The organism is Methylobacterium sp. C1 (assembly GCF_001854385.1).
GTDB classification, from domain to species: domain Bacteria; phylum Pseudomonadota; class Alphaproteobacteria; order Rhizobiales; family Beijerinckiaceae; genus Methylobacterium; species Methylobacterium radiotolerans.
The window spans coordinates 376,900-390,509 of the sequence record NZ_CP017640.1 but is presented as its reverse complement, the minus strand read 5'-3'; the positions used below and the strand labels follow the sequence as shown (position 1 = coordinate 390,509).

At 70.0% G+C, this 13,610-nt stretch carries 11 protein-coding genes; 6 read left to right on the top strand and 5 right to left on the bottom strand.

The genetic code is table 11. From position 1 onward, the window contains the following. The first annotated feature begins 4 nt into the window (after positions 1-4). The gene (locus tag BKE41_RS01760; RefSeq protein WP_063111006.1) at positions 5-1,066 is read left to right on the top strand and encodes a hypothetical protein; all 1,062 of its coding nucleotides are present in this window, start codon (positions 5-7) and stop codon (positions 1,064-1,066) included. A 13-nt stretch (positions 1,067-1,079) separates the two neighbouring features. Here the strand turns inward: BKE41_RS01760 and BKE41_RS01755 are convergent, their stop codons facing one another. Further along, a complete protein-coding gene (locus tag BKE41_RS01755) occupies positions 1,080-1,298 on the bottom strand; it encodes a hypothetical protein (protein ID WP_012317334.1) in 219 nt (72 codons plus the stop codon). Between the two features lie 268 nt (positions 1,299-1,566). Here BKE41_RS01755 and BKE41_RS01750 point away from each other — a divergent pair, with 268 nt between their 5' ends. Then, positions 1,567-1,815: a hypothetical protein gene (locus BKE41_RS01750; RefSeq protein WP_012317333.1), complete on the top strand. Its 249-nt coding sequence runs from the start codon at positions 1,567-1,569 to the stop codon at positions 1,813-1,815. A gap of 175 nt (positions 1,816-1,990) precedes the next feature. Then, the gene (locus BKE41_RS01745) at positions 1,991-2,629 is read left to right on the top strand and encodes a hypothetical protein (protein ID WP_012317332.1); all 639 of its coding nucleotides are present in this window, start codon (positions 1,991-1,993) and stop codon (positions 2,627-2,629) included. A gap of 15 nt (positions 2,630-2,644) precedes the next feature. Here BKE41_RS01745 and BKE41_RS01740 read toward each other — a convergent pair whose 3' ends face one another. Continuing rightward, positions 2,645-3,223, bottom strand: a complete 579-nt coding sequence (locus tag BKE41_RS01740) for a polysaccharide biosynthesis/export family protein (protein WP_024827735.1) — start codon at positions 3,221-3,223, stop codon at positions 2,645-2,647. A 189-nt stretch (positions 3,224-3,412) separates the two neighbouring features. Here BKE41_RS01740 and BKE41_RS01735 point away from each other — a divergent pair, with 189 nt between their 5' ends. Continuing rightward, positions 3,413-5,626 carry a GumC family protein gene (locus tag BKE41_RS01735; protein WP_070998382.1) on the top strand — a complete coding sequence of 738 codons (2,214 nt, stop codon included), beginning with the start codon at positions 3,413-3,415 and terminating at the stop codon, positions 5,624-5,626. A 13-nt stretch (positions 5,627-5,639) separates the two neighbouring features. Here the strand turns inward: BKE41_RS01735 and BKE41_RS01730 are convergent, their stop codons facing one another. Beyond that, complete coding sequence (locus BKE41_RS01730; protein ID WP_234741264.1) at positions 5,640-6,791, bottom strand: GNAT family N-acetyltransferase; 1,152 nt, start codon at positions 6,789-6,791, stop codon at positions 5,640-5,642. A gap of 273 nt (positions 6,792-7,064) precedes the next feature. Here BKE41_RS01730 and BKE41_RS01725 point away from each other — a divergent pair, with 273 nt between their 5' ends. Continuing rightward, positions 7,065-8,126 carry a polysaccharide deacetylase family protein gene (locus tag BKE41_RS01725; RefSeq protein ID WP_029358503.1) on the top strand — a complete coding sequence of 354 codons (1,062 nt, stop codon included), beginning with the start codon at positions 7,065-7,067 and terminating at the stop codon, positions 8,124-8,126. Between the two features lie 24 nt (positions 8,127-8,150). On the opposite strand, the gene BKE41_RS01720 is transcribed toward BKE41_RS01725, so the two are convergent. Together BKE41_RS01720 and BKE41_RS01715 are read right to left on the bottom strand one after the other, a co-directional pair. After that, positions 8,151-8,807: a DUF2155 domain-containing protein gene (locus BKE41_RS01720; protein ID WP_012317327.1), complete on the bottom strand. Its 657-nt coding sequence runs from the start codon at positions 8,805-8,807 to the stop codon at positions 8,151-8,153. A 128-nt stretch (positions 8,808-8,935) separates the two neighbouring features. Beyond that, positions 8,936-9,352: an NADH:ubiquinone oxidoreductase subunit NDUFA12 gene (locus BKE41_RS01715; RefSeq protein WP_012317326.1), complete on the bottom strand. Its 417-nt coding sequence runs from the start codon at positions 9,350-9,352 to the stop codon at positions 8,936-8,938. A gap of 513 nt (positions 9,353-9,865) precedes the next feature. Between BKE41_RS01715 and BKE41_RS01710 the strand changes: the two genes are divergently transcribed. After that, positions 9,866-13,597, top strand: coding sequence for a vitamin B12-dependent ribonucleotide reductase (locus tag BKE41_RS01710; RefSeq protein WP_029358504.1), 3,732 nt, complete (start codon positions 9,866-9,868; stop codon positions 13,595-13,597). The last annotated feature ends 13 nt before the right edge of the window (positions 13,598-13,610 follow it).

Here is a 13,610-nt window from a genome sequence, read left to right as displayed (position 1 = left end):
CCCGTTGCGCCAGCAGCTTCCCGCGGCCCTGGCGGCCGCCCTCACGGTCGCGCTCCCGGCCTCCTCGGCCCGCGCTCAGACGCCCGCCGCCAACACCGCCCCGGCGCCCGGGCCGGAGCGGATCAAGGAGGTGCCCTCCGTCACCGCCGTCGATCCGGCAGCGATCAAGCCGGGCCAGATCCTGTTCACCGACCACCGCGACAACCCGTCGGCGCCGGAGAACGGCCTGATCCCGTATCTCGACTGGCTGAAGGCGCGGCCGGCTGAGGCGGCGGCGCTCGCCCCCTATCCCGGCTACAAGGAGCCGGACTACACCGTGACGGTGAACGGCGTGACGAAGCCGCGGCACGAGACCCTGAAGGTCTACGTCGCCGAGGGACGCTTCGTCGTCCCGCGACCGCCCGAGGCGATCGACCTCCAGGCCTTCGCCAACCTCGCCTTCGTCCAGAAAATGGATCCGGCGATCAAGCACCACACCCTGGCGGTCGCCGACGTGACCCCCAACAAGGATCCGGCCGCCGCCTTCGCCAAGCGGCCCGACCGCGCGTGGTGCGAGGGCGCGGGCGCCTGCATCGAGTCGCGCTACGACCTGGAGGGCAAGCTGCCGCTGGGCGTGAAACTCGCCAACAAGCTGGAGGAGGGCTCGGCCAAGAAGATCGCCGAGTTCGTCTCGTTCCAGAGCGAGCTGCGGGTGCTCGGGCCGGACCAGGGCGACCGGCTCAGGGCGCTCACGAAGATCGATACCGCGGTGACCGGCGGCCTGGAGCAGACGATCTTCTGGGTCAACCAGATCCTGCGCTTCGGCAAGTTCCTGGCCGTGCTCCAGCCGATGCCGAACGACCCGACCAAGACGGTGGTCACCGCCTACATGGCGCTGGCGATCAAGGGCGACGTGCTCGACCGCAAGGCAGAGTACGCCCGCGTGCCCGTGCTCAAGAACCTGCTCCCGGCGCAGGTGCTGATGGGTAATTCCAGCTTCAACACCGGCAATTCCATCAGCGCCGGCCTGCCGGTCTACGCCCGCAACCGGATCGCCACCTTCGCGGACGCGCTCACCAAGCGGTGACGCGCCGCGCGCCTCACATTCCGCGGTTGCCGATCGTCGGCAGCGTCGGCTGGGTGTAGGCGCGGTTCACGTCGCGGCGGGTCTGCGTGCCGTTGGTGTTCCCGGACGCCCGGTAGTTGTCGAGGTTGAAGGTCTCGGCGAGGCCGCTGCGGGTATCCGGGCCCTCGCTGGTGGTGCAGGCGCAGAGGCCGCCGAGGGTCAGCGCGGAGAGGGCGAGAAGGGTCAAGCGCATCGTCGATCCTGAAAGCGGGCCGTGGCCGGGCCGTACCCGGCGAGGGCCGGACCGAACCCTCACGGGGCGTCTGGCGGCATGGTCAGCGCGGCGGAGCGTCCGTCAAGGTCGCGCGCAAGATGTAAATCGGTTCTGCCGTCTCCGATGCGCAGCGGCCACGGAAAATGCACCACACGCCGGGATTGCGGCGGATAGGGGCGGTCATTCGTGTTGAGTCCGGTCCTCTCCCCCTGGCGAATCCCGGTCGTTTCGGGCGACAACCCACGCGATGAGCAACGTCTTGCCCTTCCGTCCGCGCCCGACCGTCACGCGTCTCGCTCGCTGCGAAGTTGTGACCGTGGCCGGTGATCTCCTCGCCCTGCTGGAGCAGCTCGAGGATGTGAGCGCCCGCGCCGCCGCGATGGGGCGTCCGGCGATCGAGGTCGAGCGCACCGTGCAGCACCTCCTGGATGCGGTGAGCGCCGTCGAGCGCGCACTCGACTGCATCGGCGAGGGCGAGCAGTCGGCGCCGGGCTAGCCCGCGTTCTCCGCGCCCAAACGCGCCGCGATGGCGTCGTCGGAAGCGTCGAATCCTGCACCATCGGGCCACTGCCCGTCGTTCCTGAGTAGACGCTAAATCATCCGGAACCCTCCAGTACGCCTTGCGGTTGAGGGTCGGATGCTCACGTCGGGCGTCGGTTCCGGAGGGTGCTATGAGGCTTCGCACGAGCAGCTTGCTGGCCGTCATGGCGGCCGGCGGTCTCCTCGCCGGAACGGCGATGCGCGCCCAGGCCGCTGAGGTCGGCTTCCTCGAGATGCTGTTCGGCGCCCGGCCGCCCGCGCAGCAGGCCCAGCCGGCCCCTGCCCCGGCGCCCGCCTTCGAGGGCCGCGCCTTCGGCCGCCACGCCACCCCGCGGCTCGGGGCGGCGCGCCGACGTTTCCAGACCCGCTACGCGGCGCTCCCGCTCAAGATCCGCGTGAAGGAGCGGGAGATCAGCGAGCGCCAGACGCCCATCGACATGAAGGCCGGCGCGACGGCGGCGCTCCTCAAGGATGAGACGCTGCGGCCCGGTGACATCGTGGTTCTGAATACCGGTGCCCGGGTCTTCACCGGGAATCCCGAGAAGCGCCACGCGATCCGGGACTTCGAGCCGGTTCAGAACTCGCGCTTCGTGAGCCGGGGCACGCGGAAGGTCCTGGCGGGCCTGTTCACGCCGGTCGGTGCGGTGCCCGCGCAGGAGGCGCGTCGGATGATGGCGCGCGCGCGTCAGCCGATGCCCGAGGTGGCGACGCCGATCCCGGCGCAGAAGACCGCCATGCGGGTCATCAACCCGTGGCAGAGTGGCCAGTGACCGTCGGGGCGCCGCTCAGAAGAATCGTTCCTTGATGACGATCGTGTCACCCGGTCGGACCGCGTAGGTCATCGGCACGATCCCGGAGATCAGCGAGCCGCCTGCATCGCGGGTCAGGACAGCGTAGTCCCGCGCGGCCCGGGGGCCGAAGCCGGCCGCGATCGCGACCGCCGTCTCGACGGTCATGCCATTCACGAATGGGTACTGGCCGGATGTCGTGACCTCCCCGAGGATGTAGAACGGCCGGTAGGCGTCCACCTCCACGGTGACGTGCGGCTCGCGCACGTATCCGGCGGCCAGCTTCGTCTCGATCGCCTTGGCGGCCTGCGCGGTGGTCTGGCCGCCGACCTGCACGGTCCCGATCAGCGGCATGGCGATGCGCCCGGCGCCGTCGACCGCGTAGATGTTGGACAGGTTGTCCTGGCCGAACACGATCACCCGAAGCTTGTCGCCGGCCGCCAGCGTGTACCGCGCCGCGATCGAGCCCGTGCCGGTGGCATCGAGCTGATCGGTGCGGAAGCTCGGTCGCAGGCAACCGCCGAGCGCCAGAGTCGAGCCGAGTGCGAGGAGCAGAGCGCGCCGGTTCATCACCATCGCCGTCATGGATGCAGTTGCGGGATCATCTAGGCCGTTAAGGTTAATGAACCTTGATCGCCGTTCGGCCGGCATTGCCCCGCCACCGGTCCCCGCGCGCCTTAACTCTTGAGCAACCTTAACATCCACTAATGGCGGCGGGACGGCAGTAATGCCTGTTCGGTTTGTCTCCGCGTTCAGAGCGTCCGCATGTCCACGATCCGTCAGCGCTCGATCTATGCCGTGCCCGGACCCCAGCCGCGCGCCGAGGAAGGCCTCGGCCTCGCGCAGCTGCCGCGGATCCTGCGGCGCTCGATCGGCTGGATCGTCGGGCCGACCCTGGTGGTCGCCCTGGGCGCGAGCGTCTTCGTCAACGTGGTCAGCCCCCGCTACACCGGCGAGGCGAAGGTTCTCCTCGAGAGCCGCGACCCGGCCTTCGCCCGGACCGCGCAGGAGCGCGGCGACCAGCTCGCACCGATCGACGAGCAGGCGGTGGCGAGTCAGGTGCAGGTGGCCATGTCCCGCGATCTCGCCCGCGAGGCGATCCGCCGGCTCAAGCTCGTCGGCAACGCCGAGTTCGATCCCGGTGCGGGCAGCATCGGCGCGGTTCAGCGCGTTCTGATGATGCTCGGCATCGGCGCCAATCCTCTCGACCGCCCCGCAGAGGACCGGGTGCTCGACGCCTATTTCGATCACCTGCTGGTCTATCCCGCCGGCAAGTCGCGGATCCTGACGATCGAGTTCCGCGCGAAGGACCCGAAGCTCGCGGCCGAGGCCGCCAACACCATCGCGAAGCTCTACATCGGCTCGCTCGAAGCCGATAAGGTCGACACCGCCCGGTACGCCTCCACCTGGCTCGGCGGCAACATCGACGGGCTGCGCAACCGCGTCGCCGAGGCCGAGGCCAAGGTCGAGGCGTTCCGCGCCAGGAACGGCCTCGTGGGCAGCACCGGCGTTGCCGGCCGGCCGCTCAACGCCCAGCAGCTCGGCGAATTGTCGAGTCAGCTCTCCGCGGCGCGGAGCCTGAAGGCCGACCTCGACGGCAAGGTGAAGGCCATCAAGGATCTGATCAAGGACGGGCGCGCCTTCGAGATCCCCGACGTCGCCAACAACGAGGTGATCCGCCGGATCGTCGAGAACCGGATCGCCGTGCGCGCGCAGCTCGCCCTCGAGTCTCGGACCCTCCTGCCGGCCCACCCGCGGATCAAGGAGCTGAACGCCCAGCTCGAGGACCTCGACGCGCAGATCAAGGCCTCGGCCGAGCGCGTCGTGCGCACGATGGAGAACGATGCCAAGATCGCCGGGGCCCGAGTCGAGAGCCTCCAGGCCGCCGTGGACGGCCAGCAGGACGTCGTCGTCCGCGGCAACGCCAGCGAGATCCAGCTCCGGGCGCTGGAGCGCGAGGCGAAGGCGCAGCGCGAGCAGCTCGAGTCCTATCTCGGCCGCTACCGCGAGGCGGCGGCGCGCGACGGCGAGGCCGCGACGCCCGCCGATGCCCGCATTGTGTCCCGCGCCGTGACGCCCGAGCTCCCGTCCTTCCCGAAGAAGCTGCCGATCGTCGCCTTCGCGACCCTGCTGACGCTCATGCTGTCGGTCGGCGGCGTCATCGCCAGCGCGCTGCTCGCGGAGTCCGGCCGCCCCGCCGGCGACCGCGACGGCGACCCGGCGGACGATCGCCGCCGCCGCGAGCCGGTGCTGGATCGGCCGTCCTTCACCTTCCCGGAAGCGACGCCGGCCGCGCACTGGTCCGAGCCTCCGCGGTCGGCCGCCGAGACGGCGCCCGTCGCGCCGACGGCGATCCGCAGCGCCGACACGTTCGATCTCGCGCCCCTCGTCGCCCGGATCGCGGCGACGCCCCGGGCCCCGGAGGCGCAGGCCGGTCGCCGGATCCTGATCGTCGAGACCGAGGATCGACGCGGCGTCCCGACGCTTCCCGAGGCTCTGACCCGCGCCCTGGGTCGTGAGGGTAGCCTCGTCGCCGTCGACCTGAACCTGCCGCACGACGGTACGGCAGGGCTCGGCTTCTCCGACCTCGTCGCCGGCGAAGCCGCCTTCCTCGACGTGATCCAGGCACGCCGGGACAGCGGCTATCACCGGATCGAGGCGGGCTTGCAGGATTCCGCCGTCCTCTTCGACGAGTTGGATGCTCTGGCGCTGACCTTCGAGGCCATGGCCGAGGCCTACGACTGGGTGATCTGCCGGCTCTACGCCGCGCCGCGGGCCGTCGACCTCCTCGAGCTGGTCGCCGGTTTCATGGACAGCGTCGTCATCGCGTCGAACGCCGATGCCGAGGATCCGGCGCTGGCCGACCTGTACGCCTTGGCCGAGGAGGCCGGTGCGGGGCAGATCCTAGTGGCGCAGGATCGTGCCGCCGCATCCGAGGTCGCGGACGCCCGGGCGGAATTGCGCCTCAACGCCGCCTAGGCCGGGACGCCGGTCACGATCGGCGCAGAGTGCGGAGCCGTTTCAGGAGGGCGTAGAGGCGCGGGTCCCGCTTGATCCGCCGCTTCGTGCGGTTCAGGCCGCGGCGGAGCGCACCGTAGATCCGGCCCCGGAGGGTGACCGGAATGATCGTCTCGACGAGGCCGATCGTCTCGTCGCAGATGCTGGCTTTGTAGCGGGCCTCACCGACGCCGAGGTCGAAGCCCTGCCGGCCGCGCGCGGTCTGGTCGCGCACCAGGTGCTGGAGCAGCAAGTCACCGGGGCTGTAGCGAGCGATCTCGGGGTCGCCGTCGAACGCCGTCATCATGCCGCTGAAGCGCCGCTCACTGACGGCGCCGCCGAAGGTCGCGAGGACGCGACCGCTCTCGGCGAGGCACAGGGCGTACAGCTCCACCGCGGGTTCGGCGCCGGTCGCCGCGGCCGTCAGGAAGGCCCGGATCGCGGGGTCGGCGTAGGGGTCGGACACCCCCATGCCGGCGAAGCGGGCCGATTTCTGCGCGAAGAACGCCGCCAGCAGGCGCCCCGCCTCGTCGGCGGTCTCGGCGCGGCGGTAGGTGATCGCGCCGTGCGCCTCCACGAGGCGCTTCTCCTTGGACCGCAGCTTCTTGCGGGCATCCGCGCTGAAGACCCGGCGTACGGTTGCCTCAGGGTCCGGCCCGAGCATGAGGCCGTAGGCGTCGCTGGCCTCCGCCTCGCCGCTAGCGGCGAGCGGGTTCGCCGCCCCGTCCCACATCCGGGGCTGATGCTTCAGGGCGAAGGCGTCGATCCCGTCCGCGCGGCCGGCGCGGATCAGGGCCGCGACGATGCTGCCGGGCGCGATGGCCGCCGCGCCGCGGGTGGCGAAGAGCGGCAAGTGATAATTGGCGTGGGTGTCGCCGACCGTGCGCGCGAGGCGCAGGCCGTGCTCCCGCTGAAGCGTGAACGGGATGAGGATGCGTGGCCGGCCGTCCGCGTCCCGCAGGACCGCGACTCGCGCGCGTTCGGCCTGCCCCGTCGCCCGCAGGTAGGCGCCGATCCAGTCGAACCGCTGGTAGGGTGTGCCGAGGCTCGCCGGATCGGCCTCGAGGCGCCGCCAGAGCGCCTCGGCCGCGGCGAGGTCCGGCATGATCTCCGCGACGAGCCCCCCGGCGATGCGCGTATCGACCATGTCCGTTCCCGTTACTTGGACGCCGACCGCCATGACCCGATCTCCCGGGGACCGCTCACGGTCCCGTGGCGCCCCAACCCTGACGGGAGGCGACTGAACAGCCCGTGACTTCAATCGACGATGGTATGATCCCGGTGCCGGATGGTCCGGCAAAGCTCAGTCGTGGCTAATGACAGCTTGCGATGAGCGCCGCTGCGCGTGCTTTCGGGTTTGTTTACCCCGGCACGCCAAGGCTGTGCCGCGCTGGGCCTCGGGCCCGAACGGTTCAGGGCCATGCTGTCGTCGCGTGCCAAGCATCGGGTCTTCGCGTCGGGCTTCCGCGCGATCCAGGCGCTGGGGGCAGACCGCTGGCTCAGCCCCGCGGCCCGCGGCCTCGGCGTGATCCTCACGTTCCACCACGTCAGCCCCGACCCGGTGCCGGCCTTCGCGCCGAACCGGCTGCTCGGCATCACCCCGGACTTCCTCGACCTCACCCTGCGCGAGCTCGACGCCCGCGGCTTCGAGATCATCGGCCTGGATGCGGTGCCGGAGCGGCTGGCCGAGCCGGATTACGGACCGCCCTTCGCCGTCCTGACCTTCGACGACGGCTATCGCGACAACGTCGTGCACGCCCGTCCCGTGCTGGCCCGCCACGGCGCGCCGTGGACGCTGTTCGTCACCAGCGGCTTCGCCGATCAGGCCGGCCGGCTGTGGTGGGTCGAACTGGAGCGGGCGATCGCGCGGCTGGACCGGGTGCGCATCGAGATCGGTGCGCGGAGTCTCGACCTTCCTGCGCGCAGCCCGCAGGAGAAGGCGCTGGCGTTCGAAGCTCTGTACCGCGACCTGCGCCACGGCGACGAGGCGGACCTCCTCGAGCGGATCGCCGCCCTCTGCCGGCAGGCCGGCTTCCCGCCGGGGCGCCTCGCCGCCGATCTGTGTCTGTCCTGGGACGAACTGCGCGACCTCGCCGTCGACCCGGCCGTCACCGTCGGCGCGCACACGGTCAGCCACCCGATGCTGGCTAAGCACGCCGCCGCGTTCGCATCGCGCGAGATCGCCGAGGGGCGCGCGCGGATCGAGACGGAACTCGGCCGACCGGTGCGACACCTCTCCTACCCGGTCGGAGACCCGTCTTCCGCCGGCCCGCGGGAATTCGCGCTGGCGCGGGAGATGGGCTTCGCGACGGCGGTGACCACGCGGCCGGGCCACCTCTTCGCCGAGCATGCCGGCCATCTCCAGGCCCTGCCCCGGGTGTCGGTGAACGGCTGCCACCAGACGCGCGCCGCCCTCGCCGGACTGCTCTCCGGCGTCCCGTTCCTGGCCTGGAATCGGGGGCGTCGCCTCAACGTCGCCTGAAGCGACGACGCGCTCGCGACGGCGTCAGCGGAACAGCGCGTCGAACAGGTTCTGCGGCTGCTGCTGCGGCGGCGGGGCCGGCGCCGGGCCCTCGTTCGACGGGAAGAACTTGCGCGAGGGCTTCTGGCGGGGCTGCACCGGCACGCCGCGCGGCGCCTCCACGTCGACCTGGCCGTTGGCGTTGAGCTGCTGGGCGGTCTTGGTCGCGTCCTTGCCGGGGCGCTTCGCCTTCTCGGGCTTGGCCGCCACGGCCGGGACGTCCTCCTGCTCCTTGGCCTCGGCGATCACGTCGCTGCCGCCCTTACAGTCGACCAGCCACACGTCGTAGATCGGGTGTTCGATCGCGTGGAGGCCGGGGCTCGACGCGAACATCCAGCCGGTGAAGATGCGGCGGTACTTGTTGTCGAGGGTGACCTCGTCGACCTCGAGGAACGCCGTGGTCTTCGCGCTCTCGGTGGGCGGGCGCGTATAGCAGACCCGCGGGGTGAGCTGCAGGGCGCCGAACTGCACGGTCTCGTCGACCGCGACCTCGAAATTGACGATCCGGCCGGTGATCTTGTCGAGCCCGGAGAACACCGCGGTCGGGTTCTTGATCTTGTCGGCAGCGGCGGGGCCGGCGCAGACGAGGAGCGCGAGGCTCGGGGCGAGCGCGCGGCGTGCGAGGGCGGTGATGCGGCTCAAGGCTCGGACCCCTAGACGAGGGTGGCCGGCCGCGCCAACGGCTGCGCGGCGGACGATCGGGATTGGCCCGTCATGAACACCGGAACGGTGGCGGCAAAAGGGCGCCCGGCCCGAGGCGGCGCGCGGACCTACTCGCCCGGCGTCCAGGACACGTAGTCGCCGGTCGCTGCCGGCCGCTGGCCCCAGGAGAGCTGCGAGCCCGCCGGCCGGTACGCGTTCGCGGTGCCGGTCTGGTTCTCGATATGCGGCTTCTGCCACGCCTTCGGCTGGTACTTCTCCTCGCTCGGCGCGACGTCGACGTTGTGGCAGAGCCAGCCCCGCCAGCCGGGGGGCACCTTCGAGGCGTCGGCGTAGCCGTTATAGACGACCCAGCGGCGCTCCGAGCCCACCGAGCGGTCGATCAGCGCACCTTCCGCCTTGTAGTACTTGTTCCCGAACTCGTCCTCGCCGACGAAGATGCCGGTGCGCGCGGTCTGGAGCGCGACGGAGACGGTCTGACCGTTCCACCACGTGAAGATGCGCAGCAAAGTGTCCTTCAGCGCCATCGCCGGTCCCGGAATCGTGCCGCGCCGCGAGGGCGCTCGTCGGCGCCGTTATGGTGACCGCGCGCGTGCGAGTCCAGCCGCATGACGGAAGTGTCGCTGCCGGGCAACGCTCGACCGCGGTTTCGGCCCCCGGGTCCGGCTGTTCGCCAGGTCCGCTCCCTAGGGTTGTGAATCTAAAATTTTCCCGATCCGATTCCCGAAAGCCGGAAGGACACTTATCCCGGTCCGGGACGATATCCACAGACTTTTGCGAGCCGGCACAACATCTAGCGGGGAACAAGCCCGCCGAACACCACTTGTTGACGTGAGAGTGAAGGCGGCGGTAATCTCCCTGCATCGGTCGCGCCCCGCGGAAGTGGTGCGTTGGGCAGGGGCGACCGTTCCTAATTTTCGTTCGCGGGACCGGGGCACGTCTCTCAGCCGGGCGTGGTCGGCCGCGAATCCCACTATCGGGCTAGACCCCGCGTCGCGCGGGGCCGGGACGTTCGCGTCCCGTCGGGAGAGGTGTGTTTCATGCGGTTCGAGCGTCGCTACACCACGGCCGGACAATCGCCCTACGCCGGGATCCCTTTCCGCAAGGCGCTGAGCGAGATCCGCAACCCGGACGGCTCGGTGGTGTTCCGCCTCGACGGCATCGACGTGCCGGAGAGCTGGAGCCAGGTCGCGAGCGACGTGCTCGCGCAGAAGTACTTCCGCAAGGCGGGCGTCCCGGCCCGTTTGCGCAAGGTCGAGGAGAACGCGGTTCCGTCCTTCCTGTGGCGCTCCGTTCCGGACGACGCCGCCCTGGCGGAACTCCCCGAGGACGAGCGCTTCGTCTCCGAATCCTCCGCCACACAGGTCTTCGACCGGCTCGCGGGTTGCTGGACCTACTGGGGCTGGAAGGGCGGCTACTTCTCCTCGGAGGAGGACGCCTCGGCCTTCATGGACGAGCTGCGTTTCATGCTGGCCCGCCAGATGGTGGCGCCCAACTCGCCGCAATGGTTCAACACCGGCCTCCACTGGGCCTACGGCATCGATGGACCGAGCCAGGGCCACTACTACTGCGACCCGCAGACTGGCGTGCTGACCAAGTCGGCGTCGGCCTACGAGCACCCGCAGCCGCATGCCTGCTTCATCCAGTCGGTCCAGGATGACCTCGTCAACGACGGCGGCATCATGGACCTGTGGGTGCGTGAGGCGCGCCTGTTCAAGTACGGCTCGGGCACCGGCTCCAACTTCTCGATGCTGCGCTCGGAGAACGAGAAGCTCGGCGGCGGCGGCAAGTCGTCGGGCCTGATGAGCTTCCTCAAGATCGGCGACCGGGCGGCGGGCGCCATCAAGTCGGGCGGGACCACGCGGCGCGCCGCCAAGATGGTGATCGTGGATATCGACCACCCGGACATCGAGGCCTTCATCGACTGGAAGGTGAAGGAGGAGCAGAAGGTCGCCGCCCTGGTGACGGGCTCGAAGGTCGTCTCCAAGCACCTGACGCTGGTGATGAAGGCCTGCACGCAGTGCGAGGCGGAAGGGGATGCATGCTTCGATCCGGAGCGCAACCCGGCTCTCAAGCGCGAGATCAAGGCCGCCCGCCGCGCCTCCGTGCCGGATTCCTACATCAAGCGCGTGGTGCAGTTCGCGCGCCAGGGCTTCACCAAGATCGAGTTCCCCGTCTACGACACCGACTGGGATTCGGAGGCCTACCTCACGGTTGCCGGCCAGAACTCCAACAACTCGGTTTCGCTGACCGACGACTTCCTGCGCGCCGTCGAGGCGGATGCCGACTGGCAGCTCACCGCCCGCACCACCGGGAAGGTCACCAAGACCCTCAAGGCCCGTGACCTGTGGGAGCGGATCGGCGAGGCCGCCTGGGCCTCGGCGGATCCGGGCCTGCACTTCAACACGACGATGAACGACTGGCACACCTGCCCGGCGGGCGGGCGGATCCGGGCCTCGAATCCGTGCTCCGAGTACATGTTCCTCGACGACACCGCCTGCAATCTCGCGTCTGCGAACCTGCTGACGATGTACGACCGGGAGACCAAGCGCTTCGACGCCGAGGCGTTCGAGCACCTCAACCGCCTCTGGACGGTGGTGCTCGAGATCTCCGTGATGATGGCGCAGTTCCCGTCGAAGGAGATCGCGGAGCTCTCCTACCGCTACCGGACGCTCGGCCTCGGCTACGCCAATATCGGCGGCCTGCTGATGACCATGGGCCTGCCCTACGATTCCGACGCGGGTCGGGCCCTGGCCGGCGCGCTCACGGCGATCATGACGGGTGTCGCCTACGCGACCTCGGCCGAGATGGCTTCGGAGCTCGGCACCTTCCCGGCCTACGAGGAGAATGCCGACGCGATGCTGCGCGTCATCCGCAATCATCGCCGGGCCGCGCACGGCGAGGCCGAGGGCTACGAGTTCCTGAACGTCGCGCCGGTCGCCCTCGACCACGCCAACATCCCGCAGGCGGATCTGGGTGACCACGCCCGCGCCGCCTGGGACCGGGCGCTGAAGCTCGGCGAGGAGCACGGCTACCGCAACGCCCAGGCCACCGTGATCGCGCCGACCGGCACGATCGGCCTCGTGATGGATTGCGACACCACCGGCATCGAGCCGGACTTCGCCCTGGTGAAGTTCAAGAAGCTCGCCGGCGGCGGCTACTTCAAGATCATCAACCAGGCCGCGCCGGACGCCCTGCGGGCGCTCGGCTACCGCGAATCCGAGATCGCCGAGATCGAGGCCTACGCGGTCGGCCACGGCTCGATGGGTCAGGCGCCGGGCATCAACCCGACGACGCTGCGGGCCAAGGGCTTCACCGACGAGAAGATCGCCGCGGTGGAGAAGGGCCTGAAGTCGGCCTTCGATATCAAGTTCGTGTTCAACCGCTGGACGCTGGGCGACGATTTCCTGACCCAGACCCTGAAGGTCCCGGCGGAGAAGCTGTCGGACCCGACCTTCGAGCTGCTGCCGTTCCTTGGCTTCTCTAAGAAGGACATCGAGGCCGCCAACACGCACATCTGCGGAGCGATGACGCTGGAGGGCGCTCCGGGCCTGAAGCTCGAGCACTACCCGGTCTTCGACTGCGCCAATCCGTGCGGCCGGATCGGCAAGCGCTACCTGTCGGTCGAGAGCCACATCCGCATGATGGCGGCGGCGCAGCCCTTCATCTCGGGCGCGATCTCCAAGACCATCAACATGCCGAACGACGCCACGGTGGAGGATTGCAAGGCAGCCTACCTGCTGTCCTGGCGCCTCGCCCTGAAGGCGAACGCCCTCTACCGCGACGGCTCGAAGCTGTCGCAGCCGCTCAATTCGGCCCTCATCTCGGATGACGATGACGAGGCCGATGAGGGGATCGAGGCCCTGATCCAGGCGCCGGCCGCCGCCAAGGCCGCCGCCGCCGCGGAGAAGATCGTCGAGCGGGTGATAGAGCGCGTCGAGCGAATCCGCTCCCGGGAGAAGCTGCCGGCCCGCCGGAAGGGCTACACCCAGAAGGCGGTGGTGGGCGGCCACAAAGTCTACCTGCGCACCGGCGAGTACGACGACGGCCGCCTCGGCGAGATCTTCATCGACATGCACAAGGAGGGCGCGACCTTCCGGAGCCTGATGAACAACTTCGCCATCGCGATCTCGCTGGGCCTCCAGTACGGCGTGCCGCTGGAGGAGTACGTGGAGGCCTTCACCTTCACGCGGTTCGAGCCGGCCGGCTTCGTCCAGGGCAACGACGCGATCAAGAACGCGACCTCGCTCCTCGACTACGTGTTCCGCGAGCTGGCAGTCTCGTATCTCGGCCGCGCCGATCTCGCCCATGTCAGCCCCGCCGAGATCGGCGGCACGGTGATCGGCGGCGGCGAGAGCGGCGATACGACCCGCGAGGGTCCGAAGCCGGCGCCGGCCTCCTCGGTCGTCTCCCGCGGCCTGCTGCGCGGCTCGGCCGACCGGCTCACCCTGATCCAGGGCGGCCCGGCCGGCGCTAGCCTCGGCGTGGGTGCGGCGAGCGCCGGACAGTCGGCTCCGGCCGGCGGTACGGTCCACGCGATCCGCGGCAGCGCGGCGCTGAAGGCGGAGCCGGCGACGGCTGGTCAGGCCGAGACGATCGCCGACACCCTCCCCTTCGCCAAGGCCGAGCGGAGCGTCGCCGACCGCCGCGCGGAGGCGAAGATGAAGGGCTACGTCGGCGAGGCCTGCCCGGAATGCGCGAACTTCACGCTGGTCCGCAACGGCACCTGCCTGAAGTGCGACACCTGCGGTTCGACGACAGGGTGCTCTTGAGCCCCTGACACTT

Bases quoted from the DNA above. Each gene is read 5' to 3' on its own strand.
- BKE41_RS01755 (WP_012317334.1), bottom strand. From the start codon at position 1,298: ATGCGCTTGACCCTTCTCGCCCTCTCCGCGCTGACCCTCGGCGGCCTC.
- BKE41_RS01750 (WP_012317333.1), top strand. From the start codon at position 1,567: ATGAGCAACGTCTTGCCCTTCCGTCCGCGCCCGACCGTCACGCGTCTC.
- BKE41_RS01745 (WP_012317332.1), top strand. From the start codon at position 1,991: ATGAGGCTTCGCACGAGCAGCTTGCTGGCCGTCATGGCGGCCGGCGGT.
- BKE41_RS01740 (WP_024827735.1), bottom strand. From the start codon at position 3,223: ATGGTGATGAACCGGCGCGCTCTGCTCCTCGCACTCGGCTCGACTCTG.
- BKE41_RS01735 (WP_070998382.1), top strand. From the start codon at position 3,413: ATGTCCACGATCCGTCAGCGCTCGATCTATGCCGTGCCCGGACCCCAG.
- BKE41_RS01730 (WP_234741264.1), bottom strand. From the start codon at position 6,791: ATGGTCGATACGCGCATCGCCGGGGGGCTCGTCGCGGAGATCATGCCG.
- BKE41_RS01725 (WP_029358503.1), top strand. From the start codon at position 7,065: ATGCTGTCGTCGCGTGCCAAGCATCGGGTCTTCGCGTCGGGCTTCCGC.
- BKE41_RS01715 (WP_012317326.1), bottom strand. From the start codon at position 9,352: ATGGCGCTGAAGGACACTTTGCTGCGCATCTTCACGTGGTGGAACGGT.
- BKE41_RS01710 (WP_029358504.1), top strand. From the start codon at position 9,866: ATGCGGTTCGAGCGTCGCTACACCACGGCCGGACAATCGCCCTACGCC.